This window comes from Inhella proteolytica, from assembly GCF_016093275.1.
GTDB lineage: Bacteria > Pseudomonadota > Gammaproteobacteria > Burkholderiales > Burkholderiaceae_C > Inhella > Inhella proteolytica.
Map to the genome: position 1 here is coordinate 242,545 of NZ_JAEDAK010000003.1, position 20,055 is coordinate 262,599.

The window sequence follows — 20,055 nt, forward strand, 5'->3', positions numbered from 1 at the left end:
GGTCTTGTCCTTAGGAAAAATGTTCGGGGCCGAAGCTGTGCGGCAACAGCTCGGCCAGGGTCCATTGCTGTTCTTGGCCGTCCTCGTTGACGGCCAGGACCTGGAAGGAATCGGGCTGCGCAAACTCGCGCAGCTTCTGGCGGCAGCCGCCGCAGGGGGTGATGAGGTGGCTGCCCGCCCCCACCACCAGCACGGCCTGGGCCTTGCGCACGCCCGCCAGCACCATGGCCGACAGCGCGCCGGCCTCGGCGCACACGCCCTCGGGGAAGGCGGCGTTCTCGACATTGCAGCCGCCAAAGATCCGCCCGTCATCGCCCAGGACCGCGGCGCCGACGAAGTAGTTCGAATACGGCGCGTAGGCCGCCGCGCGCGCGGCGCGGGCGACGGCGAGCATTTCGGTCTTCAGAGCAGCGCTCAGCATCAGCGCTCCTTGATGTAAGGCCGGCCCAGCGCCTTCGGCGCGATGGCCTGGCCAATGAAGCCGGCCAGCAGCACCACCGTCAGCACATAGGGCAAGGCCTGGATGGCCTGCACCGGGATCTCGCCGATGCCAGGCAAGGCCACACCCTGCAGCTGGATGGCCAGCGCGTCCAGCAGGCCGAACAGCAGGCAGGCGAACAGCGTGGGGATGGGCTTCCAGCGACCAAAGATCATCGCGGCCAGCGCGATGTAGCCGCGCCCGGCCGTCATGTTGGGGCTGAAGTTGGCGTTCTGTGCCATCGAGAGGTAGGCCCCGGCCAGGCCGCACAGCAGGGCGCCGATCATCAGCGCGGTGTAGCGCAGCATCGGCACCGAGACCCCGGCGGCATCCACCATGGCGGGGTTCTCGCCCACGGCGCGCAATCTCAGGCCCAGGCGCGTGCGTTCCAGCAGGAACCAGACCGCCAACACGGCGCCGAAGGCGGCGTAGACGAGCAGGTTGTGGCTGAAGAAGGCATGGCCCAGCAGACCACCGAGCAAGCCTCCATGGGCCTGCGCGGCGGCGGCCGGCTCGGCCAGCGCGGGCGCCAGGGCCGTGATGCGCAGCTCGGCCGGCAGCGTGGGCGTCTGGCCGCCGGTCTTGAACCAGGCGATGCCCAGCACCACCGTCAGGCCCGCTGCCACCATGTTCAGGGCCACGCCGGAAACCACCTGGTCGCCGCGGTGGCTGATGCAGGCGAAGCCATGGATCAGCGCCATTGCCGCCGCCACGCCGATGGCCGCAGCCAGGCCGACCAGCACCGACTGGCTGGCCGCAGCCGCAGCCGCGGCCGCAAAGGCGGCCGCCAGCATCTTGCCCTCGAGCCCGAGGTCGATGACGCCGGCGCGCTCGCTGATCAGGCCCGCCAGGGCCACCAGCAGCAGGGGGGCGGTCAGGCGCAGGGTCGAGCCCAGCACCGAGCCGATCAGGACCAACTCATCCACGGTTCGCCCCCTTGACCATCCCATAGAGTTTGGCGAACAGCGGCGCACTCACCGTGGCCATGGCGCCGGCAAAGAGCACGATCAGGCCCTGCACCGTCACCACCATCTCGCGCGAGAAGCCCGGCAGCTCGAAGGCCACTTCCACCCCGCCCTGGTAGAGCACGCCAAACAGCAGCGCCGCCAGCACGATGCCGAAGGGGTGGTTGCGGCCCATCAGGCTGACCGCGATGCCGGTGAAGCCGGCGCCGGCCACGAAGTCCAACGTGAGCTTGCCCTGCACGCCCGACAGTTCATTCACCGCCACCAGGCCCGCCAGGGCGCCGGAAAGGCCCATGCCCACCAGAACCTGGGCCTTGGGGTTCAGGCCGGCGAACTGCGCCGCGCGGGGCGCGCTGCCCACCGCCCGCAACGCGTAACCGGCGCGGCTGCGCCACAGGAACCAGGCGACGAAGAAGCAGGCCGCCACCGCCAGCAGCGAGGCCGCGTTCAGCGGCGAGCTGGGCAGCTCGTAGCCCAGCTTGGCCGCCCATTCGTGCAGCGCCGGCATGCGGGCGGCCTCCGGGAAGGGCTCGCTCTCCACCACCATCGAACCGCCGCCCACGCGCAGCGCGTTCACCAGCAAGTACACGTTCAAACTAGCCGCAATGAAGTTGAACATGATCGTCGTGATGACGATGTGGCTGCCGCGCCAGGCCTGCAGATAGCCCGGCACCAGGCCCCAGGCCGCGCCGAACAGGCCCGCCCCCAGCACCACCAGGGGCAGCAGCAACCAGGCCGGCAGGCTGGCGCCCAGATAGAGCGCCGCCAGCGCCACACCCAAGCCGGCAAAGGTGGCCTGGCCCTCGGCACCGATGTTGAACAGCCCGCCATGGATGGCCACCGCCACCGCCAGGCCGGTGAAGATGAAGGTGGTGGCGTAGTACAGCGTGTAGCCCAGGCCGCGCGGGCTGCCCAGCGCGCCGTTCACCAGCACGTCAAAGGCCTGCAGCGGGCTGTGGCCGATGACCTTGACCACCAGGGCCGCGACGGCAAGGGCCACCAGCAGGTTCCAAAGGGGCAGGACGCCGAGCTCGATCCAGCGCGGCATGTTGACAGGTGCACTCATCGCTTAAGCCGCTTCCGCTTGGGCCGCCATCAGCAGGCCCAGCTTGCGTTCGTCACAGTCTTCGATCGGCAGTTCGCCGGTGATGCGGCCGCAGTTCATGACCAGCACGCGGTCGGCCAGGGCCAGGATCTCGTCGAGTTCGCTCGACACCACCAGCACCGCGCAACCCGCATCGCGCAACGCGCGCAGCTGGTTGTGGATGAACTCGATGGCGCCGATGTCCACGCCGCGCGTGGGCTGGCCGACCAGCAGCACCTTCGGGTTCTCGCCGATCTCGCGCGCCAGGATGAGCTTCTGCTGGTTGCCGCCGCTGAACTTGCTCGAACCCAGCTCAGGGTTGCGCGGGCGCACGTCGAAGCGCTCCATCATGGCTGCGGTGGCGGCGCGCAGGGCCTTGCGGTTCAGGCCGAACAGGCCCTGGCGGTACTTGGGCAGGTTCTGGTAGCCCAGGCCGGCCGATTCCCAGGCCGGGAAGCCCAGCACCAGGCCGCAGGCGTGGCGATCTTCGGGCACATGGGCCAGGCCGCGCTCGCGCGCCTCCTTCGGGTGCAGCCAGGCGGCGGGGCCGAAGCTCTTGCCGCCGAGGCTCAGGCGGCCGGCGTCGGGCGTGTGCAGACCCGACAGCACTTCCAGCAGCTCGGTCTGACCATTGCCCGACACACCGGCCACGCCGACGATCTCGCCGGCGCGCAGGCGCAGGCTGACCGAGTTCAGCACCGGCACGCCCTGGCCATTGCGCAGGGCCAGGCCCTCGGCTTCGAGCAGGGGTTCGCTGTCCGGGTGGTGGGCGGCCGAGCCGTCGCGGCCCAGCACCACCTTGCGGCCCACCATGGCCTCGGCCAACTGGGCTTCGTCGGTCTCGGCGGTGGCGCAGCGGTGCACCACGCGGCCGGTGCGCATCACGGTGATGGCGTCCGAGAGCGCCATCACTTCCTTGAGCTTGTGGGTGATCAAGATGATGGTGGTGCCGCGTGCCCGCAGGCCGCGCAGCACCTCAAAGAGCTGCTGGGTTTCCTGCGGCGTGAGCACCGCGGTGGGCTCGTCCAGGATCAAGATCTTGGCGCCGCGGTACAGGGCCTTGAGGATCTCCAGGCGCTGCAGTTCGCCCACCGGCAGGCTGTCCACACGGGCATCCAGGTGCACCTGCAGGCCGGTCTCGGCCATCAGCTGGTCCAGCCCGGCGCGCACTTCTGCCTGCGCCTTGGGCAGATAGGCATGCGGCTCGGCGCCGAGCAGCACGTTGTCCAGGGCGGTCAGTGTGTCCACCAGCATGAAGTGCTGATGCACCATGCCGATGCCCAGGGCGATCGCCTCGTGCGAGTTGCGGATCTGCACGGCCTGGCCGTTCACTTCGATGCTGCCCTCATCGGCCTGGTAGTAGCCGTAGAGGATGGCCATCAGCGTGGACTTGCCGGCGCCGTTCTCGCCGATCAGCGCATGCACCGTGCCGGCCTCGACCGTGAGGTCGACACCGTCATTGGCCTGCACCGCACCGAAGCGCTTCTTGATGCCCTTCAGGGCGACTGCAGACATTGAGGAAACGCTTTACTTCTTGCAGGCGGCCGGATCGGCCATGGCGTCATTGACCTTGATCTTGCCAGCCACGATGTCGGCCCGTGCGGCGTCCAGCTTGGCTTTGAGCGCAGCGTCGATCAGCTTGGCGTTGTGCTCATCCATCGCCGGGGCCACGCCCTCTTCCTTCAGGCCGAGGGCGCGCACGCCGGGCTTGAAGTCCTTCAGCACGCCGTAGACGGCGACGTCGACGCGCTTGAGCATCGAGGTCAGCATCGTGCCGGGCTGCAGATGGTTCTGGTTGCTGTCCACGCCGATGGCCAGCTTGCCGGCGTCCTTGGCGGCCTGGTAGACGCCATTGCCGGTGCCGCCGGCGGCGGCAAAGACCACGTCCACGCCCTTGGCGAACTGGGCCTTGGCCAGTTCCGCGCCCCGCGTGGGGTCATTCCATGCCGTGGCCGTGGTGCCGGTCATATTGGCCAGCACCTCGGCCTTCGGGTTGGTGGCCTTGACGCCCTGCTCGTAGCCGCACTGGAACTTGCGGATCAGCGGGATGTCCATGCCGCCCACGAAGCCGACCTTGCCGCTCTTGCTCTTCAGCGCCGCGGCCACGCCCACCAGGTAGCTGCCCTCGTGTTCCTTGAAGGTGATCGAGGCCACATTGGGCAGGTTGACCACGCCGTCAATGATGGCGAACTGGATCTTCGGGAATTCCTTGGCCACCTGCTCCAGCGCCGAGGCCTGGGCGAAGCCGATCGAGATGATGGGCGAGGCGCCGCGCTCGGCCATGCGGCGCAGGGCCTGCACGCGCTGGGTCTCGTTGCTGATCTCGAACTCGAGGTAGTTCTTGCCGGTCTCGGCCTTCCACTTCTCGACGCCGCGGTAGCCCGACTCGTTGAAGCTCTTGTCGAACTTGCCGCCCATGTCAAAGATGACGGCCGGTGCGGCCAGGGTGCTGCCCGAAACCAGCAGGGCGAGCACGGCGAACAGGGGACGCATCGAGAGAGCCATGGCGAAAACTGTATACAAAAGGGCGCCATTCTAAGGACGAGCCCCCCTGCCCGGACCGCCTAGGGCAAGCCCTTAAGGGCCTTGGAGGATGCACTCCAATCGCATGGGCATGGACCCCTCGTCTAGCATGGCTCATGCCTTTGACGAGCCCTCCGGCCTCTGGCGACCCGCTGATGCTGCGTCCGCGTACGCCGGTGCAGTGGCTGCTGCTGAACCTGGCGCTGGCCCTGCTGTTCGGCTTGGCGGCGCGCCTGGGCCTCGCGCTGGCCATCGGGCCGGCGCAAACCACCACCCTCTGGCCGGCCGCCGGCGTGGCCGTGGCGGCGCTGCTGCTCTGGGGCTGGCCGGTGCTGCCCGGCCTGCTGCTGGCCAGCCTGGCGAATGACTGGTGGGTGGCACGCGGCAGCGCCGGTGCGCTGCTGGCCGCCAGCCTGCTGAGCGGCGCGTCCCTGGCCCAGTGGGCCTTGCTGAAGCTGCTGCTGGGCGATTGGTGGGCCCGCATGCAGGCCGGCGGCGGGCGCTGGGCGCTGCGCTTTGTGGTGCTGGTGTCGCTGGGCTGCGTGCTGGCCACCAGCCTGGGCAATGCCGCCCTGCTGGCTCAGGGCCGGCTGGCGGCGGGCGACCTGGCGCAGGCCTGGCTGACCTGGTGGGTGGGCGACTGCGCCGGCATCCTGGTGGTCAGCCCCTTGCTCCTGATGCTGCTGCACCGCGGCGTGCGCGCGCACTGCGTGGCCAATCAGGCTTTTCCGGTGCTGGCGCTGGGCATCGGCCTGAGCCTCACCGGCAGCTTCACGGTGGGCCAGCTGGAGCGCGAGAGCGCGTTGGCCGGCAAGCGCGCCGATCTGCGCCTACTGGCGCAAACCCTGCAGACGCAGATGAAGCTAGCCGAGGTGGGCGTGGCGCGCCTGGCCGATCTGCATTTCCGCGTGGCGCTCAGCCCGGCCGAGTTCCAGACCGCCGGCACCGAGCTGCGCAACTCGCAGCACTGGATCCGCAATCTGGCCTATCTGCGCCGCATCCCGCACAGCGAGCGCGCGGCGCTGGAGGCCGAACTGGGCCAGCACATCGCCAGCCCGGGTGCCGACGGGCGGCTGGCAGTGGCCCCCGAACAGTCCAGCTACTGGGTGGTGGTGCGCCTGAACCCGCACGGCGGACAGGAAGCCCGACTGGGGCTCGACGAAGGCAGCGACCCACCGCGCCGGGCCGTGATCGACCGGGCGCTGGCCACGCGCCGGCCGGCGCTGAGCCCGGTGCTTCGCAATCTGCACTACGCCGAAAACGAGGAGCTGGCCGTGCTGCTGGCCGTCCCGACCTTCGAGCAAGGCTACGAGGCCCCGCCGACCGGCCTGGTGGAAGCCGGCCTGCCCCTGGTGCCCCTGCTGCAGGCCGCCCTGGCCCAGTTCCCAGAGTGGCACGACCCGCTGCTGCTGCTGAGCGACGACGCCGCCCCCGCCGGCTTGCAGCGCCAGCGCGGCCAGGTGCAGGAGCTGCATGGCGAGGAGGCGCAGGCCGCCCTGCAGACCTGGCTGCGCGAAAGCCATCTGCAGCAGGCGGTGCGCTTTGGCGACCACCAATGGCTGCTGCGCACCCAGCCGCCCGAGCTGAACCTGCGCCCCAGCGCCCTGCAGCTGCTGACGCTCGCGGCCGGCCTGGCCTTCAGCGGCCTGCTCTCGGCCTTCCTGGCCGCACGCACGCGGCGCGACGAATCCCTGGCACGCTGGCAGGCCGAACTGGAGCTGCAGGTGGGCGAGCGCACACGCGACCTGGAGCAAGCCAACGCGCAGCTGCGCGAAGAGGTGGTGGAGCGCCAGCGCATGGCCGACCAGCTGCGCCAGTCCAGCGAGCAGCTGATGCATCAGACCGCGCAGCTGCACACCCTGCTGAAGTTCCTGCCCGACCTGGCGTGGCTGAAGGATGTCAACGGGCGCTACACCCTGGTCAACCCGGCGCTCGAGCGCTTCCTGGGCCGCAGCGCCGACGAACTGCTGGGGCATGCCGCCCAGGAGTTCCTGGACAGCAGCATCCTCGACCACGCCGCCGAGCTCGATGCCAGCGCCGCCCTGCTGAGCACGCCGCTGGAGACCGAGGTGGAGCTGGTGGACGCCAAGGGCCGGGCGCGCATCCACAGCGTCACCCGCGTGGCCATTCGGGACGCCCAGGGCCAGCGCATCGGCCTGCTCGGGGTGGCACGGGACATCACCCAGCGGCGCGAACGCGAGGCCCTGCTGCAGCGCTTCCGCTGGCTGGCCGACAGCGCCGCCCAGGGCTTTGCCTTTGCCGACCTGCAAGGCCAGCTGGTCTACCTGAACCACACCGCGCGGCGCTGGCTGAACGACGAGGACTGGCAGGAAGGCCAGTCGCGCCACGCACGCGACTACCTGGGCGAGGACGCCCGCCAGCGCCTGCGCGAAGAGATCTGGCCCCAGGTGCAGACCCAGGGCCACTGGAACGGCCTGCTGCCGCTGCGCGGCCGCCCCGGCGCCCAGCCGCCCGAGCTGCACTCCAGCCTGTTCCTGATGCGCGACGAGCAGGGCCAGGCCCGCTACGTGGCCCTGGTGATGACCGACCTGAGCGAGCGCCTGCGCCTGGAACGCGACCTGGACGAAGCGCGCCAGCGCGCCGAAAGCGCCAACCGCGCCAAGTCGGCCTTCCTGGCGAACATGAGCCATGAGATCCGCACCCCGCTGAATGCGGTGCTGGGCTACGCGCAGCTGCTGCGCGAGGACGCCAGCCTGGGCAGCGGCGTGCGCGAGCGCGTGGAGAGCATCTACAACGCCGGCGCGCGCCTGCTGCGCCTGATCAACGACGTGCTGGATCTTTCCAAGATCGAGGCCGGCGCCCTGCAGCTGAACGCCGAGCGCGTCGACCTGTGCCGCGAGATCGAGGAATCCGTGCGCCTGCTGCAGGAGCGCGCGCGCTCCAGCGGGCTCGGCCTGACGCTGAGCCTGGAGCTGCCACGCCCCCTGCACGTGCTGATCGACCGCGGCAAGTTCGGCCAGGTGCTGCTGAACCTGCTGGGCAATGCGCTGAAGTTCACCGTGCAGGGCGGCGTGAGCGTCAGCGCCCGGCTGGATGACGCCGGTGCCCTGGACCTGCGCGTGCAGGACAGCGGCGCCGGCATGGACGAAGCGGAGCTGAACCAGCTCTTCAGCCCCTTCGTGCAAGGCCAGGCCGGCCAGCTGCGTGGCGGCACCGGCCTGGGCCTGAGCCTCTCGCGCAGCCTGGTGCGCGCCATGGGCGGCGAGCTCAGCCTGAGCAGCCGCAAGGGCGAAGGCAGCTGCGCACGCATCCTGCTGCCGCTGCAGCGCTGCAGCGCCGCCGAGGCCCAGGGCGAGGCCAGCAGCGCCGCCCACAGCCGGCTGCGCCTGCGCCCAGGCAGCCACTGCCGCGTGCTGGTAGTGGAGGACGACCCCGACAGCCGCGAACTGCTCGTGGCCCTGCTGCTGCAGATGGGCTGCCAGGTGCGTGCCGCCGAACATGGCGCGCAAGCCCTGGAGCGCCTGCGCGAGGAACCGGTGGAGCTCATCCTGACCGACATGCGCATGCCCGTGATGGACGGCGTGGCCCTGCGCCAGCACCTGGCCGCGCACCCGGAGTGGAGCCGCATCCCGATGGTGGCCGTCACCGCCTCCAGCCTGCTGCACGAACGCGAGGCCTTCATCGCCATGGGCTTCGCCGACTTCATCGCCAAGCCCTTCGACTTCAGCCAGATCCAGCTGATGCTGCGGACTCACGCCGGCGCCGAACTGGTGCCAGCCGACGCGCCCGACACGGGTAGCCGCACAACGCCGGAGGCCGCGCCAGAAACCGCGCCCAGCCCGCCGCCGGCCGACTGGCCGCAGGCCCTGGCCTGGGCCCAGGCCGGCCGCGCCGTGGAGCTGCGCGAATGGGTGCAGGCGCAGCCGGAATCCCCGCTGCGCCGGGAGCTGCTGGCCGCCCTGGCCCGCTACGATCTGCAAGCGGCAGAGGCCCTGCTGCAAACCCATTGCGGCGGCGCCGCCGCAGAGCCCGAGACCCCTGCATGAGCAAAGCCAAGCTGCTGATCGTTGACGACACGCCGGAGAACATCGATCTGCTGGTGTCCATCCTGGCCGGCGCCGAACTCGACATCCTGGCCGCCAACAGCGGCGAACGGGCCCTGGAGCTCGTGCCGCGCACGCAGCCGGACCTGGTGCTGCTGGACGTGATGATGCCGGGCATCGACGGCTTCGAAACCTGCCGCCGCCTGCGTGCCCTGCCCGGCGGCCAGGATCTGCCGGTGATCTTCGTCACCGCCCGCGCCGAGGACACCAGCCAGGGCTTTGCCGCCGGCGGCGTGGACTACATCGCCAAGCCGGTGCGCGCCGACGAGGTGCGCGCGCGCGTGCACCACCACCTGGAAAAGCGCCGCCTGCTGCGAGACCTGCAGCAGCTCAATGCCCAGCTCGAAACCCGGGTGCGCGAGCGCACCCAGGAGCTGGTGCAGGCCAACCGCCAGCTGCGCGAGGAGATCAACGAGCGCCGCTTCATGCAGGACCGGCTCTCCTATCTGGCCACGCACGACTTCGTCACCCGGCTCTACAACCGCGACGCGCTCGAAACCCATGTGCAGAGCCTGCTGGGCCAGGCCAGCCGGGGCGACGACAGCGCCTGCATCGTGCTCGTCGAACTGGCACGCTTCTCCATCGTCAACGACGCCTGCGGCTACATCGCCGGCGACGAGTTGCTGCGTCAGGTGGCCGACCTGCTGGCTGCGCTGGCCGCGGGCGACGACTTCATCGCCCGACTGGGCGGCGACCGCTTCGCCATCATCTGCCCGCGCAGCACCGACACCGTGCTGGCCCTGGGCCAGCGCATCAAGCGCGCCTTCGAAGGCTTCGTGTTTTATTGGGACGGCCGCCCCTACTCGGTGGACGCGCGCGTGGCGGTGGTGCCGATCGGCACCGAGTACTACTCCTTCGAGCAGGTCATGGCCAAAGCCGACGAGGCCAGCTACCTGGCGCGCCGCGAAGGTGGGCCCGGCGTGCGCCTGCACCAGCCCTCGCCCCGCGAGGCCGACCCGCGCGAGGCCGTCAACTGGGCCTACCGCCTGCTCGACGCCCTCAAGTCCGACCACTTCCGCGTCTTCTACCAGCGCATCGTGCCACTGCAGGACGGCCTGCCGAACGGCCTGCGTTTCGAAACGCTGATCCGGCTCTGGGACCCCGAGCAGCAACGCGTCATCAGCCCCGCCGCCTTCATCGGCCCGGCCGAGCGCTACCAGATCATCGACCAGGTGGACCGATGGATGCTGCGCGCGGTGCTGGGCCAGCTGGCCGCCCTGCCTGCCGAGCTGCTTCAGCGCGTCGAGCTGGTCAGCATCAACCTGTCGGCCTATTCGCTGCGCGACGCCGGCCTGGCCGACTACATCCTCGGCCTGCTGGCCGACCACCCCTGCGCGCCCAGCAAGCTCTGCTTCGAAATCACCGAGACCGAGGCGATCGTCAACCTGGAGGTCGCACAGGCCTTCATGCACCGCCTCAAGGCCGCCGGCCTGCGCTTCTCGCTCGACGACTTCGGCACCGGCTTCGCCAGCTTCGCCTACCTCAAGCGCCTGCCTTTCGACAGCCTGAAGATCGACGGCGCCTTCGTGCGCGACATGGACCACGACGAGGCCAACGCCACCATGGTGCGTTCGATGGTGCAGATGGCCCAGGCCCTGGGCCTGCCCGTGGTGGCGGAGTTCGTGGAATCGGCGCGCATCGCCGCCGCGCTACGCGAGCTTGGCGTGCAGTACGCGCAGGGCTACCACTTCCATCAGCCCGAGGGGCTGAGCGAAGCGGCGCTGCGCAGCGCTGTTTAAACCAGCACCTCGGTCACCGCGGGGTGACCGAGAAAGGCCGCGGGGCTGGCGCTGGCGCCATAGGCACCGCTCTGAAAGATCACCACCAGATCGCCGATCTCGGCCTGCGGCAGCGCCATCTTGTCGGCCAGCAGATCGAGCGGCGTGCACAGCGGACCGACGGCCGACACCAGTTCGGCCGGACCGCCCTGGCGGTTGCCGATCGTGACCGGGTAGTTCTTGCGGATCACCTGGCCGAAATTGCCGGACACGCTCAAATGGTGGTTCAGGCCGCCGTCACACACCAGATAGGTTTGTCCGCGCGAGACCTTCTTGTCGACGACACGGGTGACGTAGACACCCGCCTCTCCCACCAGATAACGGCCGAGTTCGATGACCAACTCGGCCTCGGGCAGCTCGCGGCGCGCGCGCTCCTGCAGCGCGGCCAGGTTCGCCCCGATCGGGCCCAGATCCAGGCGCTGCTCGCCCGGGAAGTAGGGGATGCCAAAGCCACCACCCAGATTGAGGAAGCGGATCGGCTGCGGCGTCTGCGCCGACAGGCGCAGGGCCAACTCGTAGCTCTTCTGCTGCGCCTCGCAGATCGATTCCGGCTTCAGGTTCTGCGAGCCCGCGAACAAGTGGAAGCCTTCGAACTGCAGGCCGCGCGCGCGCATCTCGTCCAGCACCGCCGGCACCTGCTCCACATCCACACCGAACTGCTTGGGCCCGCCGCCCATCTTCATGCCCGAGCCCTTGAGCTCGAAGTCCGGGTTGACACGCAGGGCCACCCGGGCCGGCAGACCCAGCTGCTCGGCCGCGCGCTGCAGCACGGCCAGTTCGCGTGCCGATTCCACATTCACCAGCACGCCGGCCGCCACCGCCTGCAGCAGCTCGGGGTCGCGCTTGCCAGGGCCGGCAAAGCTGACCTCATGCGGGTCGGCGCCCGCGTCCAGCGCCACCTTGAGCTCACCGGCCGAGGCCACGTCGATGCCATCCAACAGCCGCGCCATATGGGCCACCACGGCGGGCATGGGGTTGGCCTTCATGGCGTAGTGCAGCTTGAGGCCCTGCGGCAGCGCGGCGCGCAGCTCGGCCACACGGCGGTCCAGCAGGCTGCGGTCCACGGCATAGAAGGGCGTACTGCCGACGCGCGCGGCAATGCGGCTCAGCGGCTGGCCATTGATCAGCAGCTCACTGCCGGCGACGGCGAACTGGTCCATCGCCACATGTTGGGGTACCTGACTCATGCGTTGCCCTTGGGCTCATGGAGCGCCTTGGCCAGGCTGCTCCGGTCAATCTTGCCGTTCGGGTTGCGAGGCAGCGGGCCTGCGCGCTCCTCGATGGTGGCGGGCACCATATAGGCCGGCATCTGCTGCCGGCACTGCGCCAGCAGCGCCGCCTGGTCGATGTGCTCCTGCCCCGCCGGGGGCGTGGCGATCACATAGATCGCCTGGCCCAGCTGCGGGTGATCCACGCCGAAGGCCGCGCATTCGCCCACCAGCTGGGTCGCGTACAGCACCTCCTCGACCTCGGTCGGGCTGACGCGGTAGCCGCTGGTTTTGATCATCTCGTCGCGCCGGCCGATGAAGTACAGGAAGCCGTCGGCATCCTTGCGCACGGTGTCGCCGCTGAACACCGCGTACTCCGGCAACTGCAGACCGGACAGCCGTGCCGCTGTCGAGGGCGGCAGCAGCTTGTAGCGCTCGGCGGTCTTCTCGGGGTCGCCCCAGTAGCCCATGCCCACCAGGGCACCACGGTGCACCAGCTCGCCCGGCTCATCCGGGCCGCACTCGCTGCCGTCCTCGCGGAGCACGAGAATCTCGGCGTTCGGAATCGCCTTGCCGATCGAATCGGGCCGGCGATCCACTTCCTCGGGCGGCAGGTAGGTGGAACGGAAGGCCTCGGTGAGGCCATACATCAAGAACGGCTTGGCAGACGGAACTCGCTGGCGCAGTGCCTGCAGGGTGTCGTGCGGCATGCGTCCGCCGGTGTTGGCGAAGTAGCGCAGGTGCTCGTTGACCGCCGCGGGCCACTCCAGTTGAGTCAGCTGGATGTAGAGCGGCGGCACGGCGGTCAGGCCGGTGATGCGCTCCTTCTCCAGCGCCCGCAGCACGTCGCGCGGCAGCAGGTAGTTCAAGAGCACCACGCGCGCGCCGGCGTGGAAGGCGGTGGTGAGCTGGCTGAAACCGGCATCGAAGGACAGGGGCAAGGCTGCCAGCAGGCTGTCGTCCGCGTGATTGCCCAGGTAGCTGGCCACCGATTTGGCTCCCGCCACCATATTGCGATGGCTCAGCACCACACCCTTGGGCCGGCCGGTGCTGCCGCTGGTGTAGAGGATGGACAGCACATCGCTGTCCACGACACGGTGCGGCCTGCGCGCCGCGGACTGCAGGGCTTCAGCCCAGTCCAGCACGGCCCAGGGCTGGGCGGACTGCTGCGCGGCACCTTCCGTCAGGATCACCGCGCGCAAGTCCGGGCACTCGGCCAGCACCGGCAGCAACTGCAGGTAGCGATCGGCCGAAGTCACCAGCACCCGCACGCCGCAGTCACGGGCGATGAAACCGAGTTGCTCGGGTTTGAGCAGCGGATTGATCGGCACGAAGACCCCGCCAGCGGCCGGCGCACCGAAGCTCGCCACGACCGTCTCGAAGCGTTTTTCCAGGTAGATACCGACCCGTTCGCCGCGCTGCAAACCCAGCTCCAGCAAGGCATGGGCAAAGCCCCGGACCTGAGACCAGAGTTCGGCATAGCTGAGCTCGGCGGCGCGGTAGCTCAGCGCAGGGGCGTCGGGCGATCGGGCGGCGCTGCGCTCGATCAATTCGTGCAGGAGGTGGGCTTCGGTGGACATGGAGAACCGGCAGGGCGGCAAGGTGCCGGGCAATGTAGCGCAGCGCTCCCCCGGGGACCGGGGGTTCCCCCAGGTCCACGGGGGCCCCGCCGCTTAAGATTTCGCCCCCTCTCCCAACCCGGGCCAGGCGCTGGCGCCGCCCTTTGAAAGCCCTCCCATGTCCGCTGATTTGCAGTCGCAGGTCCTGAGCCTGCTTGATGACGTCTTGAGCCTGGGCGGCCGTGCGCAGCAATTTCAAGCCAGCACGCCGCTGCTGGGGGCCGTACCGGAACTGGACTCCATGGCCGTGGTGTCTCTGATCACCGGCATGGAGGAGCGACTGGGAATCAGTGTCGAAGACGACGAGATCGACGGCGATGTGTTTGCAACCGTGGGGAGTCTGGTGGATTTCGTCTCGGCCAAGCTTGGCTGACGCTGGATGACACGCACCGCCTTCTTTCTGGCCGGAACGCCGGGCTACCGCTTCGCGCTGCATCACCGGCCGGACACACCGGTGCGTGCGGCCCTGTTGCTGCTGCCGCCCTGGGCTGAAGAGCTGAACAAGATGCGGCGGGTGCTGGCCCACGCGGCACAGGCTTTTGCGCAGGCCGGATTTGCGGTGCTGCAGCTGGATCTGCTGGGCTGCGGTGACAGCAGCGGCGACTTCGCGGATGCAAGCTGGGATGCCTGGCAGCAGGACATCCGCCTCGGCCAGGAATGGCTGCGCGAGCAGCACCCCGAGGTGCCGCTGATCGCCTGGGGCGTGCGTGCGGGCTGCCTGCTGGGCCAGGACCTCGCCTGGGACGCCCGGCTGTGGTGGCAACCGGCCCTGCAAGGCAAGACGGTGCTCCAGCAGTTTCTGCGGCTGCGCCTGGCGGCGGAATTGGGCCAAGGGCAGCGAGGCAACACGGCAGCCCTGCTGGCAGACCTGGCCAGTGGCGCCACCGTCTGCGTGGCGGGCTACGGGCTGCGGCAGGGCCTCAGCGATGGGCTGGCCAGCGCCCAGCTGAACGCCCCGGACCAGAGCACGCTGTGGCTGGAGGTCCAAACGCAGGATGCTCCACAGCTGCTGCCCGCCTCGGAGCGACTGTTGCAGCAATGGGCGCGCCCCGAGCGCATCAGCGCCCAAGCGGTACAGGGCCCGCAACCCTGGGCCACCACCGAACTGGAGGACTGCCCTGCACTCGCCCAGACCAGCCTGAGCTGGCTGCAACAGCAGAGAGGGCAGCGCGCATGAACACGATCGAACACCAGGGCGTGCGCGAGACCCTGTTGCCCCTGAGCCTGCAGGGCCGCCGGAGCGTGGCGCTGCTGAGCGAACCGGCGCAGGCACCGCTGGCGACGGTGGCCGTGTTGGTAATCGTTGGGGGCCCGCAGTACCGCGTGGGCGCACACCGCCAGTTCGTGAAGATGGCCCGTGCCCTGGCCGCTGGCGGCTATGCCGTGCTGCGCTTCGACCACCGCGGTCTCGGGGATTGCGTGGACGCGCTGCGCAGCTTCGAAGTCCTGGACGACGACATTGATGGCGCCATCGGCGCACTGCGCCAGGCCCGCCCGGACTTGCAGGGCGTGGTGCTTTGGGGCCTTTGCGACGGCGCCTCGGCAGCCCTGCTGCACGCCGCTCGCCGGCCGCAGGACTTCGTCCGCGGCTGGGTGCTGGCCAACCCTTGGACGCGCTCGCCGCAAAGCGAGGCGGCGGCACGCGTCAAGCACTACTACTGGGAGCGCCTGCGCAACCCGGCCTTCTGGCGCAAGCTGCTCAGCGGCGGGGTCGGGCTGGGAGCCCTGCGGGGCTGGTGGCAGGCGCGCCGCTTGGCCGCTCAGCGGCCGCAAGCCGCCGCCGGCCCGATGGCGTTTCAGGACGCCATGGCAAAAGGCTGGCGTGCGGGCCACGGCCCGCTGCTGCTGCAGCTGTGCTCCGCCGACTTGACGGCGCAGGAGTTCCTGCACACCGCCGCCCACCGCCCGAGCTGGCAGGGTTGGGATGGCCGCAACCAGCTGGAGCGGCGCGACTACGCGGGGGCGGATCACACCTTCTCGCAGCCCGAAGCCTTGCAGGCTGCGCTGGCCGACACCCTGGCCTGGCTGCAGCGCCACTTTCCGGCCTGAGTGCATGCACGCCATGCTTGACGCCCCCTTCACCCAACCCAAGAGCCCGGTGTTCGGCTGGGCCAGCCTGGGCGGCGCTACGGCCCACGCGCCGGGCGTCCAACAGCTGCCGCAGCGCCGGCTCACCACCAGCGGGCGCGCCGCCATCCTGCAGGCACTGCGCCAGATGAAACTGCCCACCGGCAGCGCCGTGCTGCTGCCCAGTTACCACTGTCCCACGATGGTGGCGCCGGTGCTGGTGGCGGGCTTGGAGCCGCGCTACTACGGGCTTGATGCCCAGGGCTTGCCCCTGCTTCCAGAAAGCCCCGGGGCTGAGGTGCGCGCGGTGCTGGTGCCGCAGCTGTTCGGTATCGCGCGTTCGCTGGCCCCGGTACGGGCCTGGTGCGACCGCCACGGCGTGAGCCTGATCGAGGACTGCGCGCATTGCCTGTTCGGGCAAGCCGGCGAGCGCCCCGTGGGCGCCTGGGGCGACTGGGCCACGGCCAGCCTCACCAAGTTCATGCCGGTGCCGGAGGCCGGCCTGCTCGCCTCGGCGGCGCACTCTCTGCAGGCATGGCAACCGGCAGGGCGCGGCGCCCTGGCGGAATGCAAGGCCGCGCTGGACACCCTGGAGCTGGCCAGCCGCTTCCGCCGCCTGCGCGGCCTCAACACGGTGTTGAACGCGCTGTTTGCGTTGAAGAACCGCGGCCGGTCGGTTTCGGCGCCGCGGGCCCGCACGGCACCGCCAGCCCCATCGGCCGAACAGCTGATGCGCGGCTGCGACATGGCACGCGTGGACAGCGCTCCCCTGCGGCTCAGTGCCGCGCTGGTGGAACTGCCGCAGGGACGGCTGTTGCAGCGCCGACAGGCGCTGTTCCGGCGCTACGGGCAAGGCCTACAGGGGCTCCAAGGTGCGCGCCCCTTGTTCGCGGATGCAGGGACGCCGCTGGCGCCTTATGTGTTCCCGCTCTGGGTGGACGAACCCGAACCCGTCTACCGCGCCTTGCATGCGCTCAATGCACCCGTGTTCCGCTGGGATCAGCTTTGGCCCGGCACGCCGGCCGACCTGCCCGGGGACCAAGGGCCGCTGTGGAGCCGCCATGTCCTGCAACTGCTTTGCCACCAAGATCTGGACGACGCCGAAGTGGAGCGCTTGATTGCGCTGCTGCGGCGGCTGATCCAGCCCCCCAGGGAGAACCCATGAATCCACAACCCTTGCGCTGGACTCACCAGCCCGCCGCCGCCAGTCTGGGCCGGGCGGAACTGGCCGCCGATTGGGACCGCCTGAACCGCGCGCGCGGCAACCTGCCCTTCTTGGACGCCCAAGCGGTGGCCCTGGCGCTGAAGCACTTCGGCAAGGGAGACGAGGTGCTGTCCGTCGCGCGTGACCTGGCGGGCCAGCTGCGCGCCATGGTGGTACTCGGCCGTGCGGGCAAGAGCCGCTGGTCCAGTTTCCAGCCCTCGCAGCTGCCCCTGGGCGCCTGGGTGGCGGATCCGGAGATCGGTGTGTCCCAACTCAGCCGCAGCCTGGTGCGCCGCGCGCCCAGCTCGCTGTGTCTGGCCCTGTCACTCACCCAGATCGACCCCCGCCTGGCGCCGCGCGAACCCGACAGCTCGGGCTCGCAGGCACTGGACTACATCGCCACCGGCTGGATCGAGGTGGCCGGCGACTTTGACAGCTACTGGGCGGCGCGCGGCAAGAACCTGCGCCAGAACCTGCGCAAGCAGCGCAACAAGCTGGCAGCCGAAGGCGTGCAGACTCAGATGCGTGTGCTACGCGAACGAGGCGAAATGCGCGCCCTGCTGGAACGATACGGTGCCCTCGAGAGCACCGGCTGGAAGGGCCAGGAAGGCACCGCCATCCACCCGGACAACGCCCAGGGGCGCTTCTATCTGGAGCTGTTCGAAGCCGCGGCGGCGCGCAGCGAGGCGGTGGTCTTCGAGTACCGCTTCGACGAGCGCACCGTGGCGATGAATCTGTGCTTGCTGCGCGCCGGTGAACTGATCGTGCTGAAGACCGCCTACGACGAGTCGATCCGCACCCTCTCGCCCGCCTTCCTGTTGCGCGAGGAGGAGCTCCAGCAGTTCTTCGCGCCGGGCAGCCCGGTGCAGCGCATCGAGTACTACGGCAAGCTCATGGACTGGCACACCAAGCTGACCGACAACCAGCGCACGCTCTACCACCACACGCGCTACCGCTGGTCCTGGCTGAAGCGGCTGGTGGAGTCGCGTCGGCAACGTCAGGCAGACGCGCAAGCTCCGCAGGAAGACAGCACGGCGCTGGCCAGCACGAACGAGCCCGACAGCCGAATCAACAGCCGGAGCCCGACGTGATTGGCGTCGTCATCCCCTACTTTCAACGCGAGCCCGGCGTGCTGCGACGGGCCGTGGCCAGCGTGATTGCTCAGCGCGATGTGCAGCTGCCCGTGCATCTGTGCATCGTGGATGACAGTTCGCCCCTTCCGGCACACCAGGAATTGGCTGGGCTTGAGTCAGGGGGCGTCGACGTGAATGTTGTCGTTCAGCCAAACGGCGGTCCGGGAGCGGCTCGCAACCGAGGGCTGGATAGCCTCCCTTCCTCGTGCGAATTCGTGGCGTTCTTAGATTCCGACGATGAATGGGCGCCAGACCACTTGGCGCGGGCCATGCTCGCCCTGGCATCCGGGGCGAATGTGTACTTCTCCAACTTCTATCAGCTGGGCCAAACAGTCGGCGCGTTTGAACGTGCGGGACGGCTCGTGGCCAATAGGCACCCAACGATCGATGGCGCGCCCGGTTTGCATCAGTACACCGGGGACATGTTTGACCAAGTATTGCGTGGCAACGTCATCGGGACACCCACCATCGTCTATCGCCGCGCCAGATTTGAAAACTTGCGCTTCAGGAACGACCTCGCACGTGCTGGCGAAGACTACTTGTTCTGGATGGCGATGGCACATGCAGGTGCCCGGTTCGCGTTCTCCACTCAAATAGAAGCAGTCTGCGGCCGCGGCGTCAATGTCTACTCAGGCGTGGAATGGGCTACGGACGCCTTCTTCGTACGCGTGCGCAATGAGCTCAGCTACCGCAAGGCCACGCGCCGCCTCTATGCACTGAACCCAGAGCAGCAGGCCCATGTGCGGCGCTGCATCCGCCAACTGCGCCGGGATTTCGCCCTCGCGCTGCTCAGCCGCCTGCGCAAGGGCCCCCGCCTGCCCAGCGGCCTGCTGGCCGCTCAATGGCGCGAGGATGCAGGCAGCCTGCTGCTCCTGCCCCTTGCGCTGCTTCCGGTGCATTGATGCTGGAAGGTCAACTCAAGCCCCGCGGCCCGGCCCGGATGCTGGTCAGCATCCTGAACTGGGACCACGTGGAGGAAACCCTGACCTGCTTGGCGGACGCCTGTGCGTCAGACACGCCCGAGCTTCGCTTTGTCGTGCTCGACAACGGCTCCCGCGTCGATCCACGCCCGCAGGTCGCGGCGCGCTTTGCGCAGGTCGACTGCCTGCGGGTGCCCGTCAACCTCGGCTTCACCGGTGGCCACAACCGCGTCATGCAGCTGGCGCTGGAGCAAGGCTATGAGGCGGTGCTGCTGCTCAACAACGACTGCCAGATCAGCGCGGCTTCCCTGCTGGCCCTACTGCGCGCCCTGGATGCCGACCCGGGCCTGGGCGCCGCATCGGCCTTGATCTATCGCCGCCAGCAGCCTGCCATCCCGATGATGGTGGCCGGTCACATTGACTGGGCGCAGCACCGCAGCATCCGGCCCAATGATCCGCAGGCCCTGCAGCCCCCGGGTAGCCCCACCCTGTTGATGGGCACTGCACTGGCGCTACGCTGCAGCGCCCTGCGCCAGATCGGGCTGCTGGACGATCGCTACTTCGCCTACTACGAGGACAACGAGCTGAGCGCTCGCCTGCACGCGGCCGGCTGGCGCGCCGCCTATGTACCCGGGGCGCTGTGCCTGCATGAATACAAGCCGCTCCAGCAGTTCAGTACGCTGGCCCTGTACCTGCTGACACGCAACGCCTGGCTGTTCTGGCGCCAGCACACCCCCGCCACCAGCGCGCGGGGCCTGCAGCGCCATCTGCTGGCGCGCGCGCTGGAAGATTTCGGCCTGCTGCGCAAGAACCAGGCGGGCGCGGAACGCGAAGCGGCGTTCCTGGCCGGCCTGTGGGACGGCCTGCGCGGGCGCAGCGGCCCTCCACCCGCCGACCTGCGGCATCCGGCCTGGTTCGGGGCTGTGCTCAAAGCCGCGCCCTACCGGGCGGCACATTGGCTCGACCGCCTTGCCGCTTGACCCCCTGCCCCTGATTGCCCGGAGTGCCCTTG

General features: G+C 69.4%; 16 protein-coding genes. 9 read left to right on the top strand and 7 right to left on the bottom strand.

Annotation, left to right across the window (positions count from 1 at the left end; genetic code table 11):
- Positions 1–10 precede the first annotated feature (10 nt).
- Genes cdd through I7X39_RS06230 form a run of 5 tightly spaced genes read right to left on the bottom strand, consistent with a single transcriptional unit; the run spans position 11 to position 5,032 of the window.
- Complete coding sequence (gene cdd, locus I7X39_RS06210) at positions 11–421, bottom strand: cytidine deaminase (protein WP_198110105.1); 411 nt, start codon at positions 419–421, stop codon at positions 11–13.
- The gene (locus tag I7X39_RS06215; protein ID WP_198110106.1) at positions 421–1,404 is read right to left on the bottom strand and encodes an ABC transporter permease; all 984 of its coding nucleotides are present in this window, start codon (positions 1,402–1,404) and stop codon (positions 421–423) included. Before I7X39_RS06215 ends, cdd begins: the two co-directional genes overlap by 1 nt.
- Positions 1,397–2,509: an ABC transporter permease gene (locus tag I7X39_RS06220; protein WP_198110107.1), complete on the bottom strand. Its 1,113-nt coding sequence runs from the start codon at positions 2,507–2,509 to the stop codon at positions 1,397–1,399. The genes I7X39_RS06215 and I7X39_RS06220 overlap by 8 nt, the downstream gene beginning before the upstream one ends.
- Positions 2,510–2,512: 3 nt before the next feature.
- A complete protein-coding gene (locus I7X39_RS06225) occupies positions 2,513–4,042 on the bottom strand; it encodes an ABC transporter ATP-binding protein (protein ID WP_198110108.1) in 1,530 nt (509 codons plus the stop codon).
- Positions 4,043–4,054: 12 nt separating this feature from the next.
- Entirely contained in the window at positions 4,055–5,032 is a 978-nt protein-coding gene (locus I7X39_RS06230; RefSeq protein WP_375140746.1) for a BMP family lipoprotein, read from the bottom strand.
- A gap of 173 nt (positions 5,033–5,205) precedes the next feature.
- Between I7X39_RS06230 and I7X39_RS06235 the strand changes: the two genes are divergently transcribed.
- The gene (locus I7X39_RS06235) at positions 5,206–9,057 is read left to right on the top strand and encodes an ATP-binding protein (RefSeq protein WP_198110109.1); all 3,852 of its coding nucleotides are present in this window, start codon (positions 5,206–5,208) and stop codon (positions 9,055–9,057) included.
- Positions 9,054–10,853, top strand: coding sequence for a putative bifunctional diguanylate cyclase/phosphodiesterase (locus I7X39_RS06240; protein WP_198110110.1), 1,800 nt, complete (start codon positions 9,054–9,056; stop codon positions 10,851–10,853). Before I7X39_RS06235 ends, I7X39_RS06240 begins: the two co-directional genes overlap by 4 nt.
- Here the strand turns inward: I7X39_RS06240 and I7X39_RS06245 are convergent.
- The gene (locus tag I7X39_RS06245; protein WP_232351750.1) at positions 10,850–12,079 is read right to left on the bottom strand and encodes a pyridoxal-dependent decarboxylase, exosortase A system-associated; all 1,230 of its coding nucleotides are present in this window, start codon (positions 12,077–12,079) and stop codon (positions 10,850–10,852) included. The two genes, I7X39_RS06240 and I7X39_RS06245, sit on opposite strands and share 4 nt — an antisense overlap.
- On the bottom strand, positions 12,076–13,680 hold the full coding sequence (locus I7X39_RS06250) for an acyl-CoA ligase (AMP-forming), exosortase A system-associated (RefSeq protein WP_198110111.1): 1,605 nt from the start codon (positions 13,678–13,680) through the stop codon (positions 12,076–12,078). Before I7X39_RS06250 ends, I7X39_RS06245 begins: the two co-directional genes overlap by 4 nt.
- Before the next feature lie 157 nt (positions 13,681–13,837).
- On the opposite strand from I7X39_RS06250, the gene I7X39_RS06255 reads away from it, so the two are divergent.
- Genes I7X39_RS06255 through I7X39_RS06285 form a run of 7 tightly spaced genes read left to right on the top strand, consistent with a single transcriptional unit; the run spans position 13,838 to position 20,023 of the window.
- Positions 13,838–14,092 (top strand): phosphopantetheine-binding protein, encoded by a 255-nt coding sequence (locus I7X39_RS06255; protein WP_198110112.1) that lies wholly within the window; start codon positions 13,838–13,840, stop codon positions 14,090–14,092.
- A gap of 6 nt (positions 14,093–14,098) precedes the next feature.
- Positions 14,099–14,896, top strand: a complete 798-nt coding sequence (locus tag I7X39_RS06260) for a hydrolase 2, exosortase A system-associated (RefSeq protein WP_198110113.1) — start codon at positions 14,099–14,101, stop codon at positions 14,894–14,896.
- A complete protein-coding gene (locus tag I7X39_RS06265) occupies positions 14,893–15,768 on the top strand; it encodes a hydrolase 1, exosortase A system-associated (protein WP_198110114.1) in 876 nt (291 codons plus the stop codon). The genes I7X39_RS06260 and I7X39_RS06265 overlap by 4 nt, the downstream gene beginning before the upstream one ends.
- A 13-nt stretch (positions 15,769–15,781) precedes the next feature.
- A complete protein-coding gene (locus I7X39_RS06270) occupies positions 15,782–16,951 on the top strand; it encodes a DegT/DnrJ/EryC1/StrS family aminotransferase (protein WP_198110115.1) in 1,170 nt (389 codons plus the stop codon).
- Positions 16,948–18,081, top strand: a complete 1,134-nt coding sequence (locus tag I7X39_RS06275) for a GNAT family N-acetyltransferase (protein ID WP_198110116.1) — start codon at positions 16,948–16,950, stop codon at positions 18,079–18,081. Before I7X39_RS06270 ends, I7X39_RS06275 begins: the two co-directional genes overlap by 4 nt.
- Positions 18,078–19,025 carry a glycosyltransferase family 2 protein gene (locus I7X39_RS06280; protein WP_198110117.1) on the top strand — a complete coding sequence of 316 codons (948 nt, stop codon included), beginning with the start codon at positions 18,078–18,080 and terminating at the stop codon, positions 19,023–19,025. The genes I7X39_RS06275 and I7X39_RS06280 overlap by 4 nt, the downstream gene beginning before the upstream one ends.
- Complete coding sequence (locus I7X39_RS06285; RefSeq protein WP_198110118.1) at positions 19,025–20,023, top strand: glycosyltransferase; 999 nt, start codon at positions 19,025–19,027, stop codon at positions 20,021–20,023. Before I7X39_RS06280 ends, I7X39_RS06285 begins: the two co-directional genes overlap by 1 nt.
- Positions 20,024–20,055: the final 32 nt, after the last annotated feature.

Coding starts and splice junctions, on each gene's coding strand:
- I7X39_RS06250 (WP_198110111.1), bottom strand. CDS start 13,680: ATGTCCACCGAAGCCCACCTCCTGCACGAATTGATCGAGCGCAGCGCC.
- I7X39_RS06265 (WP_198110114.1), top strand. CDS start 14,893: ATGAACACGATCGAACACCAGGGCGTGCGCGAGACCCTGTTGCCCCTG.
- I7X39_RS06255 (WP_198110112.1), top strand. CDS start 13,838: ATGTCCGCTGATTTGCAGTCGCAGGTCCTGAGCCTGCTTGATGACGTC.
- I7X39_RS06285 (WP_198110118.1), top strand. CDS start 19,025: ATGCTGGAAGGTCAACTCAAGCCCCGCGGCCCGGCCCGGATGCTGGTC.
- I7X39_RS06245 (WP_232351750.1), bottom strand. CDS start 12,079: ATGAGTCAGGTACCCCAACATGTGGCGATGGACCAGTTCGCCGTCGCC.
- I7X39_RS06235 (WP_198110109.1), top strand. CDS start 5,206: ATGCTGCGTCCGCGTACGCCGGTGCAGTGGCTGCTGCTGAACCTGGCG.
- I7X39_RS06275 (WP_198110116.1), top strand. CDS start 16,948: ATGAATCCACAACCCTTGCGCTGGACTCACCAGCCCGCCGCCGCCAGT.
- I7X39_RS06260 (WP_198110113.1), top strand. CDS start 14,099: ATGACACGCACCGCCTTCTTTCTGGCCGGAACGCCGGGCTACCGCTTC.
- I7X39_RS06230 (WP_375140746.1), bottom strand. CDS start 5,032: ATGGCTCTCTCGATGCGTCCCCTGTTCGCCGTGCTCGCCCTGCTGGTT.
- I7X39_RS06240 (WP_198110110.1), top strand. CDS start 9,054: ATGAGCAAAGCCAAGCTGCTGATCGTTGACGACACGCCGGAGAACATC.
- I7X39_RS06270 (WP_198110115.1), top strand. CDS start 15,782: ATGCTTGACGCCCCCTTCACCCAACCCAAGAGCCCGGTGTTCGGCTGG.
- I7X39_RS06220 (WP_198110107.1), bottom strand. CDS start 2,509: ATGAGTGCACCTGTCAACATGCCGCGCTGGATCGAGCTCGGCGTCCTG.
- I7X39_RS06225 (WP_198110108.1), bottom strand. CDS start 4,042: ATGTCTGCAGTCGCCCTGAAGGGCATCAAGAAGCGCTTCGGTGCGGTG.
- cdd (WP_198110105.1), bottom strand. CDS start 421: ATGCTGAGCGCTGCTCTGAAGACCGAAATGCTCGCCGTCGCCCGCGCC.